We start from the raw sequence: 19,378 nt of genomic DNA on the forward strand, positions 1-19,378 counted from the left end.
TCGGCTCGTGCCGCATCGTTCCTGGGCCGACTATACAACACCGCACTCGCGCCGCCTTGGCCTACTGCATAAAAAAACGCGGGCAAGACCGATCGCCTCACCCGCGTTTTTTATTCACTACCGGCAAGTTGCCGGCATGGCGCCATTACAGCGAGTAGTACATGTCGAACTCGGCAGGATGCGTGGTCATGCGCATGCGCTGTACGTCCTGCATTTTCAGTTCCAGGTAAGCATCGATCATCGAATCGCTGAACACGCCGCCACGGGTCAGGAACTCGCGGTCCTTGTCCAGGGCTTCCAGTGCTTCTTCCAGCGAAGCGCACACGGTAGGGATCAGTGCGTCTTCTTCTGGCGGCAGATGGTACAGATCTTTCGAGGCGGCTTCGCCCGGATGGATCTTGTTGGCAACGCCGTCCAGACCAGCCATCAGCAGTGCGGCGAAGCACAGGTACGGGTTCGCCAGTGGATCCGGGAAGCGCGCTTCCACGCGGCGGCCTTTTGGATTGGCCACGTGCGGGATACGGATCGAGGCGGAACGGTTTTTCGCCGAGTACGCCAGTTTCACTGGGGCTTCATAGCCTGGAACCAGACGCTTGTACGAGTTGGTGCCCGGGTTGGTGATGGCGTTCAGTGCCTTGGCATGCTTGATGATGCCGCCGATGTAGTACAGGGCGAAATCGGACAGGCCGGCATAGCCGTCGCCAGCGAACAGATTTTTGCCATCTTTCCATACGGATTGATGCACGTGCATGCCCGAACCGTTGTCGCCAACGATAGGTTTCGGCATGAAGGTGGCGGTCTTGCCATAGCTGTGCGCCACGTTCCACACCACGTATTTCAGGTTTTGCGTCCAGTCGGCGCGCTCGACCAGCGTCGAGAACTTGGTGCCGATTTCATTCTGGCCGGCGCCGGCGACTTCGTGATGATGTACTTCAACCGGGATGCCCAGCGATTCCAGAATCAGGCACATTTCCGAACGCATGTCCTGGAAACTGTCCACTGGTGGCACCGGGAAGTAGCCGCCCTTGACGGTAGGACGGTGGCCGCTGTTGCCGCCCTCGATGTCCTTGCCGGTCGACCACGAACCTTCGTCCGAACCGATCTTGACGAAGCAGCCCGACATGTCGATCTTCCAGCGCACGCTGTCGAAGATGAAGAATTCTGGCTCAGGGCCGAAGTAGGCGGTGTCGCCCATGCCCGACGACTTCAGGTAGGCTTCGGCGCGTTTCGCGATCGAGCGCGGGTCGCGGTCATAGCCCTTGCCGTCCGACGGTTCGATCACGTCGCACTGCATGAACAGCGTCGTTTCTTCCATGAACGGATCGATATTGGCCGTGTTTGGATCCGGCAGCAAAATCATGTCGGACGCTTCAATGCCTTTCCAGCCAGCGATCGAAGAACCGTCAAAGGCGTGGCCCGACTCGAATTTGTCCATGTCGAAGTGCGACACGGGAACCGTCACGTGCTGCTCTTTACCACGGGTATCGGCAAAGCGGAAATCAACGAATTTGACTTCGTTTTCTTCTACCATCTTCAAGACTTCTGCGGCTGTCATTGCCATGCGTATCTCCTAAATGAATGTGGGGTGAGCCGACCTTAATGCGTCTGGGCTGATGAAGCGAAGCAAACATTGCGTGCCACCAAAACTCATAAGGATCTTAGCAGATTCCATGCCAGCTTCTGGACGGATGTGGCCACCAAGGTCAAAACCCGGCCATCCCAGTGAAAGTTTTCATACCTGCGATTTTCACGCGCTTTTGCGCCACATCAAGAATGCACTATGCAAGTGCAAAAAACAAATAATGCACCATTATCGTGCATTTTGCGCGAAGTCCTGAAAAATGCCTTCTTGTGGTGCATGTGCCGTGCAGCGCGACTTCCCGTTTGCGGGGCGCGGACGGCGCACTATAATCGACCACACCTTTTCACTTTCATCGAGGACGCCATGACTACCGCCGCCGACATCCTGACCACCGCCCGCAGCCGGGCCAATGAAGGTACGCCATATGCCGGCGCCGTCACGCCGCACGAAGCGCATGAGCTGCTGCAGCACGATGCTGCCGTCAAGCTCATCGATGTGCGCACGAATGCCGAGCGCGACTGGGTCGGCCGGGTCGACATCGCCGATACCCAGCATGGCGCGGTGCAGTGGGCCACGTATCCGGGCGGCGTGCCGAATCCCGACTTCCTCGCGCAATTGGCTGCCCAGGCCGGCAAGGACGAGGTGCTGCTGTTCCTGTGCCGCTCCGGCGTGCGTTCGCGCCATGCCGCCAAGCTGGCCACCGAGCACGGCTATATCAACTGCTTCGACATCCTCGAAGGCTTCGAAGGCGACAAGGATGCGGACGGCCACCGCAAGCAGATCGGCGGCTGGTGCAAGGCGGGCTTGCCGTGGCTGGGCGCCTGACGCTGGCCGCCTGACTATCTGAACCGTGTTTGATCTGGCGGGCCACCCTGTGGCCCGCCATCGGCTACAACCATCCATGCGCGCCCGATTTTTCAACTGCGGCGCAAATTCTCCTTGCAAATATGTACCTTATATAGTACAACTTAGAGGTGCGTCATGGATGCTTGCGGCTTGCGGCAGATTACCGTGCTGTTCTATGCGAACGGCAATGGCGGCGAACCCGTGCGCGACTGGCTCAAGTCGCTGCCCATCGAGTAGCGCCATGTGATCGGGCAAGACTTGATGCATGCGCAATGGCGCTGGCCCGTGGGCATGCCCCTGTGCCGCCATCTCGGGCAAGGCTTGTCGGAAGTACGCAGCAGCTTGCCTGGCAACCGCATCGCCCGCGTGCTGATCTGCCATCACGGCGATTACCTGGTGGCCTTGCACGGCTTTATCAAGAAAACCCGCGCCACGCCCGACGACGACCTGGCGCTGGCCCGCAAACGCCACAAGGAACTGACATGAACGCCACCGCTCCACATCTCGGCAGCAGTCTCGACGACTTCCTCAAGGAAGAAGGCATCTTCGAGCAAACGCAAAACCGCGCCATCAAGGAAGTGATCGCCTGGCAACTGACGCAGGCGATGCAGGAACAATCACTGTCGAAGACGCGCATGGCGGCGCTGCTGCAGACGAGCCGCTCGCAGCTCGACCGCCTGCTTGACCCCAGCAGCGATGTGACCCTCTCCACCCTGGAGCGCGCCGCCGCGCTGGTCGGGCGCAAGCTGTCGATCACCCTCGTCTAAACGAGTTAAGCGCTCAGGCCGGCTCGCCCGCTTCCAGCGCAGGATGCTCGCCCATCAGGCTCAGGATGCGCTTGCGCACGAAATTGATGTGGCTGCGCAAGCCATACAAGCCATCGGCAAACGACAGGGGAATCGATATCTGGTTGACCATTTCCTCGATCTGGTCCAGCCGCTTCAATTGCGCCGCATACACTTGCGCGCGCTGCTCTTGCGGCACATCTTCCAGCGCCTGCTCGACCGTGCGCAGCTGGCCATACCAGCGGTACACGCGCGAGCGGATGCGCCACACGTACAGGGGTGGCACCACGCGCGACAGGGGCAATATCAAAGCACCGAGCGCCACCACCAGCACCCACATGCGGTCAAAGAAATTGGCCAGCCAGAAACTCATATAGCGCTGCAGCACGGGCGCGCCATCCTTGTAGAACTTCAGCGCTTCGGGCGCCACGGGAATTTCCGTATAGCGCGCGGACGGGAACTGCCCCTGTTGCTGGAACCAGCCCGTGCCCCCATGAATGCGGGCCGCCGCCTGCACGAACAGGTCGACCAGGGCCGGATGCAAGTCTTCGCGCGCGACCAAGGTGGCGGTCGGCGCGATCAAATGATAATCCTGCGCGGGAATGTTACGCCCCAGGTCGACGATACCGCGTGGCAAGACGACATGCGTGAGGAAAGGCAGGCGCCGCGTGTACGCCTCCGCTTGCGAAAAATCAAACAGCTTGATGCCCGGCGTTTGCAGCAGCATCTGGATCAGCGGCGCTTCCGGCGCCGAACTGAACACGAGACCATCGATGCGCCCTTCCAGCAGCTCCACCGTGGCGGGCGTGTTCTGCAAGTCGCTCACCGTCAACTCTTTAGCTTCCACGCCATTCACGGACAGCAACTGGCGGAACAGGCTGGGCACGCCCGTGCCTTCCGGCCCCAGGTTGATCTTCATGCCCTTCAATTGCGTCAGTTCCGTCACCGCCTTGTCTTCGCGCAGGAACAGCCAGACGGGTTCCGTAAACAGGCTTCCCAGCGAAATCAAGCCATGGCGCTCGGCATCGGCGTGCTCCGTCGAGCCGCTTTGCACGAAGGCGATATCGGTCTTGCCGCTATTTAAACGCTGCAGGTTTTCCTGCGACCCCAGCGACGGCTGCAAGCTCACCTTGATGCCGTGCTTGGCCAGGGTGGACGCATATTTCTTGCCGAATTCTTCATACGCGCTATTGTCCTGCCCCGTCGACAGGCTCACCTGCCGCGGCGGTGCCGGGTCGACCAGCCAGTAAGCGAGCGCGCAAAACGCACCCACCAGCAACAAGGTGGGACCGGCGGTGGCGAGGAAATCGCGCACGGAAAAGCGGCTGAACGCGAGGATTTTGGACATGTGGTGGCGCATAGGTTTCATGGGTGGCTACGATGCCAAGAAAAGCGCAACTATGCAAGGCACTTTCACAGGCGCGACGTGGCCAAATCCGCTACAGTGGCAGATCAACCACCTGCCCCACGGAGCCCCGCATGCTGAAAATTCTTGGAAAAGCCGCCTCGATCAATGTCCGCAAAGTCTTGTGGACGTGCGAGGAACTCGACCTGCCGTATGAACGCGAAGACTGGGGCAGCGGCTTTCGCGCCACCGACGACCCCGCCTTCCTGGCCCTGAATCCGAACGCCATGGTGCCCGTACTGCTCGATGGCGACCTGGTGCTGTGGGAATCGAACACCATATGCCGCTACCTGTGTGCGCAATCAGGCCGCGAAGACTTGTTGCCAAGTAATCCCCGTGCCCGCGCGGAAGTGGAAAAATGGATGGATTGGCAAATGGGCGACCTCAACAACAGCTGGCGCTACGCCTTCATGTCGCTGGTGCGCCACAGCCCCGCGCACCAGGATGCGGCGCAGCTGGCGGCAGGTATTGCCGGATGGAACAAGATGATGGGCATCGTCGAGCAGCAGCTGCAGCGCACGGGCGCCTTCGTCTGCGGCGAGCAATTCACGCTGGCCGATATCGTGCTGGGCCTGTCCGTCAAGCGCTGGCTGATGGCGCCGATGCAACGCCCCGACTACCCTGCCATCGCCGCCTACCATGCGCGCCTGGAAGATAAAACCGCCGTGTTTGCCGGCTAAAAAAACGCCGGCGTGAACGCCGGCGTTTTGCTACAACTGGCTGCTAGCTGCTAATTCGTGCACTGCCTGGCCACGCCCTCGGCCGGCGCAGGCGGCTCGATCAGCGGCATCAGGCTAGGCGCCAGCGACACCAGCAGTTGCACCGGCAGGGCGCTGGTGAAATCGTAGTTCTTCGATTCCGGTCCGCGCACATACGCCGTCATGCTGCCATAGAAGCGCTCACCGATATTGAACACAAAAGTGGCCGAACGGTTCACATAGCGCGACTCGATCAGGCGGCCACCGGCGCCATACACGTCGAAGCGCTGGTCACCCGTACCCGTCTTGCCGCCCATCGGGATCGGCACGCCGTCGGCGCCGACGAATGCCGTTTTCGCCCGCTTTGCCGTACCGTCCGACACCACTTCGCGGATGGCCTTGGCGACGGCCTTGGCCACGTCCGGCGACAGCACTTGCTCCGCCTCCACCTTCGTGCCCCGCTTGACCATGGTGTCATACGGCGTGTTGGCGGCGAAATGCATGGAATCGATGCGCACGCTCGGTTTGCGCACGCCATCGTTGATGATGATCCCCATCAACTCGGCCAGCGCGGCGGGACGGTCGGCCGACGCGCCCAGAGTGGTCGCGTAGGAAGGCACCAGCGAATCGAACGGGTAGCCCATCTTTTTCCACTGGCGGTGGATTTCCAGGAAACCTTCCACTTCCAGCAAATTGGCGATGCGGCGGTCCTGTGCATGCTTACGGTGCGTATTGAACAGCCATTTATAGACTTCCTGGCGTTCTTTCTCGCTGGCCGCCACCATCTGCGACAGGGTGGAGCCTTCGTGCTGGCGCAGATACGCCACCATCCACAGCTCCAGCGGATGCACATTGGCGAGATAACCGCGGTCGGCCAGCGACCAGTTTTCCATCGCATACTGCTGGTACATCCTGGCCACGCGCTCGGGCGGTACTTCGTTTTGCGACGGCAAGTTGGCGTTGAGGAAATCGCCAAACTCCGCCACCGTGCCCTTCGGATTGACGGTGCGGAAGATATTCGCCAGGCGCACAGGGGTCGGGCGTATGCTGGCCAGCAAAATCTTTTCCTGCTCGTCGACACTCTTGCCGCGGTACTTCTGATAGAAGCGGTGCAGGAACTCGCGCCCTTCCTTGTCGGCAAAACGGCTCAGGTACTGGGCCCGACGCGGATCGTCCGCGTCCGCCAGCAGCGAGGCCGAGGAATCGGGGCGCGAGAACATGTAGTAGCGGGCCACATCGCGCATCAGGCGCACGAACACCAGGTTGGTCGACTGGCGCAGCGCCTGCTGCAGCGTCATGATGCGGCTGTCGTCGAGCTTGGAGAAGTTGCCGAAATGATGCAAGCCACCGCCCGTGAAGAAGCCTTCGCCAGGATTGCCCGAATATTTGCGTTCCATGGCGGCCGCCAGCATGGTGGGCAAGTTGCGCGCCTCGCCGAGCGGCAATGGTTTCAGATAGGCAATCGCCCACTGCGACAGCATGTCCTTCGGATCGACGGCGATCTTGCCCAGCTCGGCGGCGCCCATGCCGCTGTAGCGCTGGTGCAACTGATCGATGATGTCCAGGTAGGTGACCAGGGTGCGCAGCTTGGCCGTCGAACCGAGGTCCAGCTTGGCGCCTTCGTTGATGTCCAGCGGCTGGTCAAAGTTATCCGTTTGCACGCGCAACAAGTTGGCTTGCTCGCCCTTTTGCAGCAAGGTAAAGCTGTAGACCACGTTGGCAGGGTCGCCATTGCCCAGCATGCCCTTGCCCGTCAGGCCGGCCGCTTTCGCCACTTCCGGGTCGCGCAACTCGCGCAAGACCTTGGTGACGGCGTTTTGCGCCTGCGCATCGAGCGTACTGACCACTTTCAGGTCGAGGCGGTCGAGGTTGTACAAACGCGGATCACCGAGCATGCTGGCCAGGTGGTTGCGCACGGCATTCGACGCCTTGCGCGTGACGAACGAGGTCGATGCTTCCGACTGCACGCCCGAAGCCGTCGACGGACGCAGCTTTTCGGCGATGGCCGCATTGCGCAGCTGGGGCGAAATCACGCCCGCCTGCGCCAGCAGGCGCAGATGGCTGTTGGTCAATTCTTCCAGGTCGGCGCCACCGGCCACCAGATAATGCGAAGGACGGCGCTGAGCGATCAGCAGGCTCAGCGCCTGCTTGTAGGCCAGCGCACTGTCCGGCTGGTCCATATTACCCTTGAGCAAGGTCTTCACCTCGGCAAACGGCCGGCCATACCAGACCCACATGCCATCGCCAATGCCGTTGACTTCGCCAAAACCGCTTTTGGCCGACAGCGGCACGGTATTGAGGTAATTGAGGACGATCTTGCGTCGCGTTTCCATGGTGTTTTCGCCATCCTGGTACGAGCGCAGGCTGGCCGACAGCATCTGCAGCAGCTTGTCCTGCATGGAACTGGTGCGCCCGTCTTCCGAATGGCGGTATTTTTCGATTTGCGTGGCCAGGGTGCTGCCGCCACCGCCCCGGTGGCCGCCAAACAGGTTCAGCGCCTTGTCGAGAATGGCCTTGCTCAAACGATCCCATTCCACAGCCGGATTGCGCTCGGGCGTGCCCGGGTCGAGCAATTCGCGGTTTTCGATGAACAACAGGCTTTGCACCAGCGCGGGCGGCGCTTCGGCAAAGCTGTCGAACATGCGCTCGGGGTAACTGGCCGCGAACAGGGGTGCGGCGCGGCAATCGAGGATGGTCAGTCCGGCGCGGTTGTTCTCGTGATACGTGGCAAAGATGCCCCGGTCGACCAGTTGCACCATCTTCGGCGACATGCGTGCCTGCGCCGTGACGGCATAGTCGCGCGCGTTCAGCTTGCTAATAAAGTCCGGCAGACTGGCATAGCCGAGCCGCTCGTCATACGGGCCATGCTGCGGATAGCGGATGGCGCCCGCCGGTGCGGGGCCAGGCTCGACCTTGAACGTCAGTTGGCGGTCCAGACGCGTGAAAAACTCGGCCTGCAGGGACGACGTGCGCACTTCGCGCATGACGAACCACGCCACGCCGGCGATCAGCGCCAGCACAATGATGGCAAAGATCGGCCAGATGCGCGAACGGCGCTTCTTCGGCGGGCTCGCCGGCGGCGGCGCCTCGGCAGCTGGATCAGAGGGGGGCCGCTCTTGCGCGGCCAGGTTGACGCCTGTGTCTTTCATGGGATGCTGGGATAAAGTTGGGTTTGGACGGCGCGGGAAATGCGGCAGCGATACCGCTCCGCGCGGGATAAGACGAGGGCCAGCCAGGGCCGGTCACAACAAAGCTTGCTTAACATGATGTCCATACCGGTGAATCAAAAAAACACGTTACTGCACAGGCAGGCGGCCCTGCAATGATACGCAAGGCCCCTGTTCACCATTCCACCACATCGGCATGGAAACGACTGACGAGCGCGCACAAAAATCTTGCTTCATTGAAGATTTTCGCAAAAAAACAACGTCCTGGAACGGTCGCTTGCGTACATGGATGCACGGCGGGCTGGACGCCAGCGAAAAAGCCGCCGGCGCCGGACTGGCAGCAACTCAGATGGTGGTGTATTCCGCGTGCACGGCGTCGAGCGCGGCGCGCATGTCCGCAAAGGCGGCCGCGGCTTGCGCCGGTTCGCCCTTGACGCCCAGTTCGATATGCCGGCGCGTCTGCGCATCGCCCACGCTGGGCAGGCTGAACACCTTGATCAGCGGAAACTCTGCTTCCAGGCGCACCATCAGCGGCGTCAGCAGGGATTCGGCCGTTTCATACACGAGCAAGGCATGTTCCGCATGCGGCACCTGGTTGAACAAATGGCTGTAATGCGTGTCGAGCACCCATTCGATCATGGGCCAGGACATGACGGGAAAGCCCGGCACGAAATAATGTTCGCGCACGGCAAAGCCGGCAATCTTGTTGTACGGATTCGGAATCAGCTCGGCACCTTCGACAAATTCCGCCATTTTCAGGCGGTGCAGGTTTTCCGGCGAGTTCAAATCGGCCGGCACGCCCGTTTCATCGCCCATTTCCATGATGCGCTGCTCGATATTGCGCTTGCCCTGCGGATGCAGCACCAGTGGCAAGCCCAGCGCATCGGCCGCCGCCTGGCGCGTATGGTCGTCCGGCGTGGCGCCGATGCCGCCAAAGCTGAAAACGATGTCACCGCTGGCAAAACTGCGCTTGAGCAAGGCAACCAGGCGAGCCGGTTCGTCGCCCACGTATTCCGCCCAGCTCAGCTGCAAGCCGCGCTGTTTGAGCATGCTCACTACTTTCGGGAAATGCTGGTCCGTGCGCTTGCCCGACAGGATTTCGTCGCCGATGATGATCAATCCGATAGCCATGGAACTTCCTCGTTCGATTCGATTAAAGGTCAGGATTCACTAAGGTCAGGCGTCCGCCGGCGCCACGTCGGTCATGCCGCGTACGCCCCGCAAACGCGACAGTGCTTCCAGGCAATAATACTGGAACCACAGACCCGTAAAGATAAAAATCAGTACATACAGCCAGATGGCGAACGCCGCCAGGAAGGGGAAGAACACCACAGCCATTACGCCGCCCATCCACAGCATGCCCGGCACGGCGCCGGCCGCGCCGGAAACCATGCCGATGGTCAGCAGGGGCCAGCGCTGCGTGCGCATGATGGCGTGGCGCTCTTCCACGCTGGCATAGTCGGCCATGGCGTCATACGCCATCACGCGGTAAGTCAGCCAGCCCCACAGCACGGCTTGCCCCAGCAATGCGGCGGGCGGAAACGCGTACAGGGGCAACATGACTACCCATATGACGATGAAAAGCAAGAACGTGGCCAGCGAGGTGCCGACGCTGCCAGCCAAGCTGCCGCCATGTTTCTTTTCCAGTTGCGGAAAGTGGCGCCCGCCAATATGGCGGCCGATGGCCGGCATGGCGAACAGGCCCATGAAGATCAGCGCCGTCAAGATCATCAGCGGCAGCAGCATGAACATGGCGATCAGGGGCACGATCACGGCTTTCAGCACGCCCAGGCCAAAGGTGGACAGCACCTGCCCGCTGGTGCGGAAGAAGTCGTACTGCGTGAACAGCGCATGCAGGCTGTCGATCAGCGGCTGCAAGCCCACATACAGGAGTCCGCCCCACAGGATCAGCGACAGGATGAATGGCGCGACGCTCAGCAGCAATATCCTGCCGTGCAATTGCGACAGCAGGGCGCGGCCATACGAATTCAACACATTACGCATCAACGGCGTCCTTTTCGTTTAATTCTTGCAAATTCCACCATGCGGCGCAGGCCCAGCCATTGCTGCTGCCAGAAGCCGCGGCCATAGTTGCGTCCCGGCCGGCCCACGCCATGGCTGTCGATGCGGGCCAGCTGGTCGCGCACGCCCGTGCGCGCATAGCCCGCCGAGAAATTCGCGGTGCCCAGCAGCATATCCCAAATCGGCAAGACCACGCCGAAGTTGCAACCACCCATGCTGCCCTTGCCTTTCGACTCGTGCCCCACGCCGATCGCGTGATGCGTGCGGTGGAAACGGGGTGAAATCAGCAGCCGCTCGCCGATGCGGCCGAAGTGTATCCTCACATTCGCGTGCTGCAAGCTTTGCAGAATGCGCGAAATCGACACCAGCAGCACGTACTGGCCCGGCGGCACGCCGATACCGAGCGCCACCAGGGCCATCACTACGTCGCGCAAGAAGTCATCGAGCAAGTGATTGCGGTCGTCGCTCCACAAGTTCATGTTTTGCTGGCTGTGATGCAGGCTGTGCAAGCCCCACCACCAGCCGACATGGTGCGAGGCCCGATGGTAGCAATAGTCGACGAAGTCCAGTATCACAAAATAAATGATAAAGCTGAGCAAGGGACTGATGCCGGGCAACAGCGACTCCAGGTTCAGCGGATGGATGTTGTCGAAACGCAAGGCGCCCGCCAATGCATCCATCAGCGGATCGAGCGTGAAGAAGACCAGCACGGAAAACAGGCCGATGCGGTGCAGCACCGTGTAAATGAAGTCGTTCCAACGGGCGCGCGCATCGGTGATCTTTTGCGCGGGAATCAAGGCTTCGAGTGGGCGCAGCACAAGAAACAGCAGCACCAGCTCGCACAAGCCGATCAGCAGCCACTCCGTGCCCTCGAACGCCTCTTCCGTGAATTCGCCAAAGCCCAGGTGGTACACAAGGGGGTTGACGATGGTCTGGAACAGCCAGCCTTGCGCCACGCCGAAGGCATCGACCACGGCGTCGATCGCCGGTTGCACGATGGCGCTGATGTCGGCGGCGATCATGGCTGGCCCTTCTTTTGCGCGTAGGCAGGATGCTCGCGCAGCGTGGCAAAACAGAAACCCTTGTCTTGCAAGCCAGAAATCAAGGCATCCAGGTTGGCGGGCGCCCACGGGTCCTTGCGCGACCAGATGCCCATGTGCGAAATGAAAATGTCGCCGCTGCGCAAGTTTGCCAGCGCTTTTTTCAGCAGCATGGCATTCGGATACTTGTCGCTGGGCAGCTCGTCGCCCGAGTAGCCGGCCGGCGCCCAAGCCGCATGCTGGTAGCCGCAGGCGCTGCCGGCCGCCAGGGTGCGCGGCGAGGTGTAGCCGCCCGGCGCGCGCCAGAACGGATCAAGCTTGTGCCCGGTCAACTCCTGGAAGCGCGTATCAACCCGGCGCAATTGCTCGCAGAACTGTTGATCGGACAACGATGCCAGCTTGCCGCCCTCCTTGCCGAACTGGGGCTTGACCTGGATCAAGCCGTTGGCCAGATCCTTCTTCCAGTACACATGGTCAAACGTATGCGTGCCGAACGCATGGCCTTCGGCGACGCGGGCCTTCCAGTACGACGCCCACGACGCGTCGAGCGAATAGTCGCCGCGCGTCGTCTTTTCGTTGGCCAGGAAGAAGGTCGCCTTCACATGGCGTTTATTCAGCACGTCGGCGATCAGCTGCGCTTGCGACTGGCTGCCCGTGTCGAAGGTCATGTAGATGGTGCCCTTGCAGGCGGCGGGTTCGGCTGATGCCGCTGCCGCCGCCTGCGCGGGCGACAGCATGGCGCTGGCGCACAGCAGCACGGCAGGCAAGCCGCCAGTCAGAATAAGACGCTGCATCATTACATGCGCGGCGAGTGGGTGGCGAAATACACGCCATGCGGCGAGCGGCCCACCGGTATCGTCTTGATCACTTTGCGCGTGGTCAAATCGATCACGGCCACTTTCTTGATCCAGCGCAGGGTTACCCACATGGTCTTGCCATCGGGCGTGATTTCCATGCAATCGGGGCCGCCTGGCACATTGATGGTGCCTACGTTTTCCAGCGTCTTCTGGTCGATGATGTTGATGGTGTTCGACACACGGTTCGACACAAACGTCATGCGGTTGTCGCCGAGCGCGCGGAAATTGTGCGTGCCGGCGCCCGCCTTGATGCGCTTGACGGTCTTTTGCGTGCGCCAGTCGATCACTTCCACGTAATCGCTGCCCATGATGCCCACCAGCAAATAGTTTCCGTCAGGCGTCATGGTGATGCCGGCTGGCGCGGGACCGACGGGCATGGTCCATTTGACGGTTTGCGTGGCCAGATCGATGGCGCTGACCTGGTTGCTGCCCTGCTGCGTAATGAAAGCCATGGTACTGTCAGCCGTGAACGCCATGTGGCTGGGCAGCTTTGGCAGCGCGATGCGCTTGGCCAGGGTCAGGTTCTTGCCATCGTAGCGGTACAGGTCGATGCGGTCCAGGCGCAGCGAATTCGAGATGAACCACTTCTGATCCGGCGAAAAGCCGATCTGGTAAGGGTCGAGGATATTGCTGATGCGGCGCTGGATCTGGCCCGACACGGGGTCGAGGAAGATCAACTCGTTACCGACGGAACTGGCGACGATCAGCGACTTGCCGTCCGGCGTTTCCATCAGGTGATGCGGTTCCTTGCCGACGGCAAAGGTGGACAAGGGAGCATAGGTTTTCTGGTCCAGCAGTTGCACCGTAGCATCACGGGAATTGAGCACCACCACCACTTCGGCTTGCGCCGTAGTCATTGCGGAAACCAGGCACAGCGAGGAAAAAACAAGGCGGCGTAGACTGCGGAACATGGAAGAAATCACTGTTAAACACAAAACAGGCATTTTACGTGGAACACTGTATTTTTTGTATTAAATCCCCCCTTAAATGCAAGCGGCAGCCACACATCGCCGTAATTTCCCCTTTTTTTCCTGTCGCGTGCCTGGAATGGCGCTTTGCAACTCATTGCTCTACAATCTGAAGCTTTCATCGCCTACACAAGGATTATCATGACCACCATCACTACCGCTTCCGGCCTGCAATACATCGACACCGTCGTCGGCGAAGGCGCTGAAGCGCAAGCTGGCAACAATGTTGTCGTGCATTACACGGGCTGGCTGCAAAACGACGACGGCAGCGCCGGTTCGAAATTTGATTCGAGCAAAGACCGCAACGACCCATTCGAATTCCCGCTGGGCGCAGGCCGCGTCATTCAAGGCTGGGACGAAGGCGTGCAAGGCATGAAAGTGGGCGGCAAGCGCCAGTTGATCATCCCGGCAGCACTGGGCTATGGCGCACGCGGCGCCGGCGGCGCGATTCCACCGAACGCCACCCTGATTTTCGACGTCGAACTGCTGGGCGTATAAGCACAGACTCTGCAGCGCTCAAGCGATTGCGCCACGCGCCGCCCCTGTTCACTCAGCGGCGGCGCTTTTGTTTTGAGTATCTCCTCTAATGCACGGCGCGCTTTTTTCACTATGATGTCAGGCACTGCAGCACGCACGGTGGCCACTCCGCCGGGCCTGCCGCACTTTTTCAGCGATTCCATCAGCACACAGGAGCCATCATGAGTTTACAAGAGCAATTCGAACAAGCGCAGCTCGATTCCAAGACCCTGTCCGAGCGTCCGGACAATATGACCTTGTTGAAAATCTACGCCTTATTCAAGCAAGCGTCGAGCGGCGACGCCACGGGCGAGCGTCCTGGCATGACCGACTTCGTCAACCGCGCCAAGTTCGACGCCTGGGCGGCCCTGGCCGGCACCTCGACAGAAGAGGCGCAACAGCAATACATCGACTTGATCGAAGACTTGAAGGACTGATCTTCCCTCCCCTGCCCCGGCACCTGCCGGGGCAGTATAATTTCTGCATGACACTATCACCAAATTCCAGAGTTTCCCTGGCACATGCCGCCGACCTGCCCCGTTTGTTCGACGTCTGGCACCTGTCCGTACGCGCCACCCACGATTTTCTCGCCGATGGCGATATCGCCTTCCTGATACCCTTCGTGCGCGATGAACTGGCCAGAGTGACGGCTGAACGCCTGGTGCACGTGTTGCGCACCGATGACGGCGCCGCCTATGCCTTCCTGTGCGTCGAGCACGCCAAGATCGAGATGCTGTTCGTGCATCCCGAGCAGCGCGGCAACGGCGCCGGCCGCGCGCTGGTGCAGCATGCCCTCGCCAGCCTTCAAGCCACAGCCGTCGACGTCAACGAACACAACACGCAGGCAAATGGCTTTTACCAGCACCTGGGCTTTATCGTGGAAAGCCGCTCGGGACTCGACCCGTTCGGCAAGCCTTTCCCCATTTTGCACCTGAAACTAGCCAAAAACGGCTAAAAACTCACAAAAAACCACCAAAACAGCTCGTTAACGACAAAGTGGCTACCGAATCGGTAGCCACTTTTACATACTGAACGGCGTTAAAATTTACTTCTTGGCAGCCGCCAGCGCTTGCGCGATCCAGCCATCAAACGTCTGCTGGTGGTACTTGATCCAGCCAGCCGTATGGCGGGCGATATCGGCCTGCGTGTTTTCGCCGCGGCGCATGCGCTCGTTCTGCGCATTGATATCGGCCACCGGCAATTGCATCACCTCGAACAGCTTGGCTGCGGCCGGATTTTTCTCCGCCCAGGCCTTGTTGGACACAATGCGCGCCGTGTTGACGGCAAATCCGTAATCGCTGCCATCGTCGAGGCGGGTATTCACCTTGTCCGGATTGGCCGAGAATGGCACTTTCAGCCAGACCACGTCCTTGCCCGGCACCAGCACGCCACTGACCCAGTACGGCGTCCAGGTGTAGTACAGGATCGGTTCGCCACGCTTGTAGCGGCCCAGGGTATCGGCGATCAGGGCCGCATAGCTGCCCTGCACGTGCGTCACCGTCTTGCGCAATTTGTACGCATCCATGTGCTTCTCGATCAGCGCTTCGCAGCCCCAGCCCGGATTGCAACCCGTCAAGTCGGCCTTGCCGTCGCCATCATGGTCGAACAGCTTGGCCAGGGTGGGATCGCGCAACTGGTCGATATTCGTGATGTTGTACTTCTCCGCCGTTGCCTTGTCGATCAGATAACCCTGTGCGGCAGGACCGGCATACTGGCCCGTGCGCAACAGCTTGGCGTCGCCGCCTGCATTGTTATAAAAATCCTTGTGCATGGGGTCCCAGTGCACGGCCATGAAAGTGGCGTCGCCATTGGCGATGGCGATATGCGCGGTCGGGTACTCCACTTCCTTGATCGGCTGCACTTCATAGCCCAGCTTTTCCAGGGCTTTGTCGACCAGCATGGTCTGGAAGGTTTCTTCCGCGATCGAGCTTTGCAGCGCCTGCACCTTGACGCCCTTGCCGGGCAGCGCATCGGCGGGGCCGGCCGGCGTCTGCGCCATGGCCAGGCTGGTGGTCAGGGCCAGGGCGGCGAGCGCCAGGGCGGAAAACAGCTGGAACTTGCGTTGCGATTTTTGCGTCACTTTAAAATTATCAATTTGATGCATGTGGTTCCTTTATTGTGCGTTGGCCAGCGTGGCTTGCTGTTCAACATTATTTTTCTCCGTGTTGCCGCGCACCAGGCGCAGCACGAAACCGGCAGGGCCCGTCTGATACCAGTGGCGCACGCCACGGCGTGGCTGGCCCATCGCTTGCGTCAGACGGTCCAGGGTGATGGCCAGCAGCACGATGCCCAGACCACCCACGGTGGCCAAGCCCATGTCCAGGCGGCCAATACCGCGCAGTACCATTTGACCCAGACCACCAACGGCGATCATCGAGGCAATCACGACCATCGACAGCGACAGCATCAGCGACTGGTTGATACCGGCCATGATGGACGGCATGGCCAGCGGAAACTGCACGCGGGTCAGCAACTGCCACGGCGAGGCGCCATACGCGCGGGCCGCTTCGATCAAGTCAGGACGCACCTGGCGGATACCGAGGTTGGTCAGGCGCACCAGCGGCGGCAAGGCAAAGATGATCGTCACGATCACGCCTGGCGCATTACCGATACCAAACAGCATCACCACCGGCACCAGATAAACAAAAGCGGGCGTCGTCTGCATGGCGTCCAGCAAGGGGCGCAGGATATTCTGTGCGCGGTCGCTGCTGGCAAGGAAAATGCCCAGCGGCAAACCAATGGCCAGACAGAAAGCCAGGGAGGTGAGTACCAGCGACAAGGTCGTCATGGCTTCCGGCCAGATGCCCAGCATCGACACGAGCAACAGCGCCAGCACGGTGCCGATGGCCAGGGTGCGGCTGGTAAATTGCCACGCCAGCAAACCGATGATGGCGATCACCGTCAGTGACGGAGCGGCCAGCAGCACGCCTTCCACGCCGGACAACACGCTGTCGATCGGCGCGCGCACAGCCTGGAAGAAGGGGCGGAAATGCGCCACGACCCAGCCCAGGCCCTGGTTGATCCAGCTTTCCAGCGGCAGCGAGCCGTCGAAAATCTGTGTCAGGTGAAAGCCGCTCGCATGTTCCGGCTGCACGGCAGGCGCGGCGGCATCGAGCCACGCGGTGCTGGCGTCGGTGGGCGGCGTCAGCGCCCAGGGATTGATCTGGGCGGCCTGTTCAACAACAGGTTCTACTGTGGAAACGGTGCTTGGGTTCATGCTTGTCCTTTCTGTTGTTGTGGCTCGGCAATGGCTGGCGTATCGCGGTCAAGGAACTTCAGCAAGGTAGTCTTGCTGATGGCGCCGCGGAAGCTGCCATCATTGGCCACCACAGGGACGGCGTATGGCAGTTGCGCCACCTGGCCGAACAGGCCGGCGACTGGCTCATCTGCATTGATGGTCTGCACGTCGGGCAGATACGCATGCGCCAGGCCCAGCGGACCGACATGGCCGTCAAGCGCATTGCGCAGCGAATCGACCGAGACGACGCCGAGGAACTTGCGCTGCGGATTGACGACATACGCAAACGCGCGATCCTGCTCTTCCAGCATCGACAGCGCGGCGCGCGAGCCGCGGCTCGGCGATTCCGACACCACGATCTGGCTCTTGCGGGCAATATCGCTGGCCTTGAAGACGGCCGCAGCATCGACGCCGCGCACGAAGTTGCGTACGTAATCATTGGCCGGCTTGCGCAGAATTTCTTCCGGCGTGCCCACTTGCACCACGTGACCGTCTTTCATGATGGCAACGCGGTCGCCGATGCGCATGGCTTCGTCGAGGTCATGCGAAATGAAGACGATGGTGCGGCGCTTGATTTGCTGCAAACGCAGCAGTTCCGATTGCATTTCCGTACGGATAATCGGATCGAGCGCGGAAAACGCTTCATCCATCAGCAAAATCGATGGATCGCAAGCGAGCGCACGGGCCAGGCCCACGCGCTGCTGCATGCCGCCCGACAATTCGTCGGGATAGCTGGCGCCGTAGCCGTCCAGGCCGACCTGCTCCAGCGCTTGCTGGGCCAGCCCATGGCGCTCGGCCTTGGGCATGCCGGCCAGTTCCATGCCGAAGGCAGTGTTGTCGAGCACGGTAATTTGCGGCAGCAGCGCGAACGACTGGAACACCATGCTGATGTCCTTGCGGCGCAGGGCACGCAGCTGGGCGTCCGGCAAGGTATTGATGTCGTTGCCATCGATCAGGATGCGGCCCGCAGTCGGCTCGATCAGGCGGTTCAGCATGCGTACCAGGGTCGACTTGCCGGAACCGGACAAGCCCATGATGACGAAGATTTCGCCCGCTTCGATGGTAAAGGTGGCGTCGAAGACGCCGATGGTGCAGTCGGTCTGCGCCAGGATGTCCTGCTTGCTGGCGCCCTTGCGGACGAGTTCAAGTGCTTCTTCTGGCTTGTCGCCGAACACTTTGAACACATGGTCGATAATGATTTGTTTTGCCACGATGTGGTTCTCCCTCGATTTGACGAATGGAATGAAACCCAGCAAGCTGCTAGCTTGCGGCGGGAATCAGCAAACCCTGTTGCGTCGGCTACGCCACGGCGCAAAAGCAAGCGCACGGGAGCGACAGGAAACAGGGGGTGACACGCGTGTTACCGGCGGATGGCCAAAGCCGATGCCGGGGTGCCGTGTGCGTGCTAAAAGAGGCTGTGGTTCAGGACTTTTAACAACGCTAGCGCCATGCAAATACATGGCACCAAATGTATTTGACCGAAAAAACGATCAAGCTACTTTTAACTGGATGCGGGTGTAAAACCCGAAGAATTATTCACCACTCAGCGAGCGGAGAGTACTGCGAAGCAGAAGGTGAAACGCGGTGTAGCTGTTGTAAATATGACTCAAGTATAACGCAAAAAGACACTAAAGTCCAATGGCTTTCCAAATAGAAATATGCTAGCAATGTTCGCTAACGTACATTCAGATGTGAAAAAGGCGAAAAGCGACGTGTTTTCATCGTCTTTTCGCCCATCACTGCGACACGCTCCCTAGCACCAAACATGGCGCCAGGCAAGGTACCTGTCCGGCGTCAAACTTGCTCGGTAAACACCTTGCGCATCTTCTCGGCAATCTTGCCTTCGATGGTGGAGGCAAAGGCGCTGAGCATGAAGCCCAGCTTGATTTGCAGTTGCGCCTGCTCTTTTTCCAGAGTCAGCGAACCATCGACGCCGCTGCGCTCGAAGCGCAACACGTCGCCATCCCAGGCGCACGCCAGGTCATACTCCTGGGCCAGCTTGTCGGCCACTTGCTGCGCCGCTTCGCGCGCCTTTGCTGCTGTCAGCTTATGTTGCTGAACTATATTTATATCCGCCATCAAACGATCCTTTTATTATAAAAACGGGGGTAATACGGCCAGCATCATACCAGCCGCCATGCGGCAGGCACGGCCGCGGCAGGCACTGGCCTGGCAAAAAACGCCCGCCGTCCCGCATCTCGTTTGCGCGGAATCAAACAGGACACGCCGAAGCGGGAAGACTATTCCAGTTCCA

The 19,378-nt window shown here is 60.3% G+C and carries 19 protein-coding genes; 7 read left to right on the forward strand and 12 right to left on the reverse strand.

Features of this window, described 5'->3' with window-relative positions:
• Positions 1-145: 145 nt before the first annotated feature.
• Positions 146-1,561 (reverse strand): type I glutamate--ammonia ligase, encoded by a 1,416-nt coding sequence (gene glnA, locus ACQ4WN_RS17880; RefSeq protein ID WP_070219258.1) that lies wholly within the window; start codon positions 1,559-1,561, stop codon positions 146-148.
• Positions 1,562-1,945: 384 nt separating this feature from the next.
• Between glnA and ACQ4WN_RS17885 the strand changes: the two genes are divergently transcribed.
• The 3 genes from ACQ4WN_RS17885 (at position 1,946) to ACQ4WN_RS17895 (ending at position 3,195) form a co-directional block, all read left to right on the forward strand.
• Positions 1,946-2,407 carry a rhodanese-like domain-containing protein gene (locus ACQ4WN_RS17885; protein WP_436552765.1) on the forward strand — a complete coding sequence of 154 codons (462 nt, stop codon included), beginning with the start codon at positions 1,946-1,948 and terminating at the stop codon, positions 2,405-2,407.
• 264 nt (positions 2,408-2,671) lie between these two features.
• Positions 2,672-2,914: a type II toxin-antitoxin system RelE/ParE family toxin gene (locus ACQ4WN_RS17890; RefSeq protein WP_436552766.1), complete on the forward strand. Its 243-nt coding sequence runs from the start codon at positions 2,672-2,674 to the stop codon at positions 2,912-2,914.
• Positions 2,911-3,195, forward strand: coding sequence for a Fis family transcriptional regulator (locus ACQ4WN_RS17895; protein WP_436552767.1), 285 nt, complete (start codon positions 2,911-2,913; stop codon positions 3,193-3,195). The genes ACQ4WN_RS17890 and ACQ4WN_RS17895 overlap by 4 nt, the downstream gene beginning before the upstream one ends.
• 13 nt (positions 3,196-3,208) lie before the next feature.
• Here ACQ4WN_RS17895 and ACQ4WN_RS17900 read toward each other — a convergent pair whose 3' ends face one another.
• On the reverse strand, positions 3,209-4,561 hold the full coding sequence (locus ACQ4WN_RS17900; protein ID WP_436552768.1) for a TAXI family TRAP transporter solute-binding subunit: 1,353 nt from the start codon (positions 4,559-4,561) through the stop codon (positions 3,209-3,211).
• Between the two features lie 131 nt (positions 4,562-4,692).
• Between ACQ4WN_RS17900 and ACQ4WN_RS17905 the strand changes: the two genes are divergently transcribed.
• Complete coding sequence (locus ACQ4WN_RS17905) at positions 4,693-5,298, forward strand: glutathione S-transferase family protein (RefSeq protein ID WP_436552769.1); 606 nt, start codon at positions 4,693-4,695, stop codon at positions 5,296-5,298.
• A gap of 50 nt (positions 5,299-5,348) precedes the next feature.
• Here the strand turns inward: ACQ4WN_RS17905 and ACQ4WN_RS17910 are convergent, their stop codons facing one another.
• From ACQ4WN_RS17910 to ACQ4WN_RS17935, 6 genes are all read right to left on the reverse strand, one after another.
• The gene (locus ACQ4WN_RS17910; RefSeq protein ID WP_436552770.1) at positions 5,349-8,465 is read right to left on the reverse strand and encodes a transglycosylase domain-containing protein; all 3,117 of its coding nucleotides are present in this window, start codon (positions 8,463-8,465) and stop codon (positions 5,349-5,351) included.
• A 363-nt stretch (positions 8,466-8,828) separates the two neighbouring features.
• Positions 8,829-9,614, reverse strand: coding sequence for a competence/damage-inducible protein A (locus tag ACQ4WN_RS17915; protein ID WP_436552771.1), 786 nt, complete (start codon positions 9,612-9,614; stop codon positions 8,829-8,831).
• Between the two features lie 45 nt (positions 9,615-9,659).
• Entirely contained in the window at positions 9,660-10,487 is an 828-nt protein-coding gene (locus ACQ4WN_RS17920; RefSeq protein ID WP_436552772.1) for an EI24 domain-containing protein, read from the reverse strand.
• On the reverse strand, positions 10,487-11,527 hold the full coding sequence (locus ACQ4WN_RS17925) for a sterol desaturase family protein (protein ID WP_436552773.1): 1,041 nt from the start codon (positions 11,525-11,527) through the stop codon (positions 10,487-10,489). The genes ACQ4WN_RS17920 and ACQ4WN_RS17925 overlap by 1 nt, the downstream gene beginning before the upstream one ends.
• Positions 11,524-12,342, reverse strand: coding sequence for a polysaccharide deacetylase family protein (locus ACQ4WN_RS17930; protein ID WP_436552774.1), 819 nt, complete (start codon positions 12,340-12,342; stop codon positions 11,524-11,526). Before ACQ4WN_RS17930 ends, ACQ4WN_RS17925 begins: the two co-directional genes overlap by 4 nt.
• A complete protein-coding gene (locus ACQ4WN_RS17935) occupies positions 12,342-13,313 on the reverse strand; it encodes a YVTN family beta-propeller repeat protein (protein ID WP_436552775.1) in 972 nt (323 codons plus the stop codon). The genes ACQ4WN_RS17930 and ACQ4WN_RS17935 overlap by 1 nt, the downstream gene beginning before the upstream one ends.
• 198 nt (positions 13,314-13,511) lie before the next feature.
• Between ACQ4WN_RS17935 and ACQ4WN_RS17940 the strand changes: the two genes are divergently transcribed.
• The 3 genes from ACQ4WN_RS17940 (at position 13,512) to ACQ4WN_RS17950 (ending at position 14,841) form a co-directional block, all read left to right on the forward strand.
• Complete coding sequence (locus ACQ4WN_RS17940) at positions 13,512-13,868, forward strand: FKBP-type peptidyl-prolyl cis-trans isomerase (RefSeq protein ID WP_101484045.1); 357 nt, start codon at positions 13,512-13,514, stop codon at positions 13,866-13,868.
• A 200-nt stretch (positions 13,869-14,068) separates the two neighbouring features.
• Positions 14,069-14,323, forward strand: a complete 255-nt coding sequence (locus ACQ4WN_RS17945) for an acyl-CoA-binding protein (RefSeq protein ID WP_436552776.1) — start codon at positions 14,069-14,071, stop codon at positions 14,321-14,323.
• Between the two features lie 47 nt (positions 14,324-14,370).
• Complete coding sequence (locus ACQ4WN_RS17950; RefSeq protein WP_436552777.1) at positions 14,371-14,841, forward strand: GNAT family N-acetyltransferase; 471 nt, start codon at positions 14,371-14,373, stop codon at positions 14,839-14,841.
• A gap of 90 nt (positions 14,842-14,931) precedes the next feature.
• On the opposite strand, the gene proX is transcribed toward ACQ4WN_RS17950, so the two are convergent.
• From proX to ACQ4WN_RS17970, 4 genes are all read right to left on the reverse strand, one after another.
• Complete coding sequence (proX, locus tag ACQ4WN_RS17955; protein WP_436552778.1) at positions 14,932-15,990, reverse strand: glycine betaine/L-proline ABC transporter substrate-binding protein ProX; 1,059 nt, start codon at positions 15,988-15,990, stop codon at positions 14,932-14,934.
• A 9-nt stretch (positions 15,991-15,999) separates the two neighbouring features.
• Positions 16,000-17,103, reverse strand: coding sequence for a glycine betaine/L-proline ABC transporter permease ProW (gene proW, locus ACQ4WN_RS17960; RefSeq protein ID WP_436552779.1), 1,104 nt, complete (start codon positions 17,101-17,103; stop codon positions 16,000-16,002).
• Positions 17,100-18,335: a glycine betaine/L-proline ABC transporter ATP-binding protein ProV gene (gene proV / locus ACQ4WN_RS17965; protein ID WP_436552780.1), complete on the reverse strand. Its 1,236-nt coding sequence runs from the start codon at positions 18,333-18,335 to the stop codon at positions 17,100-17,102. Before proV ends, proW begins: the two co-directional genes overlap by 4 nt.
• 583 nt (positions 18,336-18,918) lie before the next feature.
• Positions 18,919-19,203: a polyhydroxyalkanoic acid system family protein gene (locus ACQ4WN_RS17970; RefSeq protein WP_436552781.1), complete on the reverse strand. Its 285-nt coding sequence runs from the start codon at positions 19,201-19,203 to the stop codon at positions 18,919-18,921.
• Positions 19,204-19,378: the final 175 nt, after the last annotated feature.

It is taken from the genome of Janthinobacterium pasteuri (assembly GCF_051380775.1).
In the GTDB taxonomy this organism is placed as follows: Bacteria; Pseudomonadota; Gammaproteobacteria; order Burkholderiales; family Burkholderiaceae_D; genus Janthinobacterium.

Coding starts and splice junctions, on each gene's coding strand:
- ACQ4WN_RS17915 (WP_436552771.1), bottom strand. CDS start 9,614: ATGGCTATCGGATTGATCATCATCGGCGACGAAATCCTGTCGGGCAAG.
- ACQ4WN_RS17885 (WP_436552765.1), top strand. CDS start 1,946: ATGACTACCGCCGCCGACATCCTGACCACCGCCCGCAGCCGGGCCAAT.
- glnA (WP_070219258.1), bottom strand. CDS start 1,561: ATGGCAATGACAGCCGCAGAAGTCTTGAAGATGGTAGAAGAAAACGAA.
- ACQ4WN_RS17930 (WP_436552774.1), bottom strand. CDS start 12,342: ATGATGCAGCGTCTTATTCTGACTGGCGGCTTGCCTGCCGTGCTGCTG.
- ACQ4WN_RS17905 (WP_436552769.1), top strand. CDS start 4,693: ATGCTGAAAATTCTTGGAAAAGCCGCCTCGATCAATGTCCGCAAAGTC.
- ACQ4WN_RS17935 (WP_436552775.1), bottom strand. CDS start 13,313: ATGTTCCGCAGTCTACGCCGCCTTGTTTTTTCCTCGCTGTGCCTGGTT.
- ACQ4WN_RS17920 (WP_436552772.1), bottom strand. CDS start 10,487: ATGCGTAATGTGTTGAATTCGTATGGCCGCGCCCTGCTGTCGCAATTG.
- proW (WP_436552779.1), bottom strand. CDS start 17,103: ATGAACCCAAGCACCGTTTCCACAGTAGAACCTGTTGTTGAACAGGCC.
- ACQ4WN_RS17950 (WP_436552777.1), top strand. CDS start 14,371: ATGACACTATCACCAAATTCCAGAGTTTCCCTGGCACATGCCGCCGAC.
- ACQ4WN_RS17970 (WP_436552781.1), bottom strand. CDS start 19,203: ATGGCGGATATAAATATAGTTCAGCAACATAAGCTGACAGCAGCAAAG.
- proX (WP_436552778.1), bottom strand. CDS start 15,990: ATGCATCAAATTGATAATTTTAAAGTGACGCAAAAATCGCAACGCAAG.
- ACQ4WN_RS17945 (WP_436552776.1), top strand. CDS start 14,069: ATGAGTTTACAAGAGCAATTCGAACAAGCGCAGCTCGATTCCAAGACC.
- ACQ4WN_RS17940 (WP_101484045.1), top strand. CDS start 13,512: ATGACCACCATCACTACCGCTTCCGGCCTGCAATACATCGACACCGTC.
- ACQ4WN_RS17900 (WP_436552768.1), bottom strand. CDS start 4,561: ATGTCCAAAATCCTCGCGTTCAGCCGCTTTTCCGTGCGCGATTTCCTC.
- ACQ4WN_RS17895 (WP_436552767.1), top strand. CDS start 2,911: ATGAACGCCACCGCTCCACATCTCGGCAGCAGTCTCGACGACTTCCTC.
- ACQ4WN_RS17925 (WP_436552773.1), bottom strand. CDS start 11,527: ATGATCGCCGCCGACATCAGCGCCATCGTGCAACCGGCGATCGACGCC.
- ACQ4WN_RS17910 (WP_436552770.1), bottom strand. CDS start 8,465: ATGAAAGACACAGGCGTCAACCTGGCCGCGCAAGAGCGGCCCCCCTCT.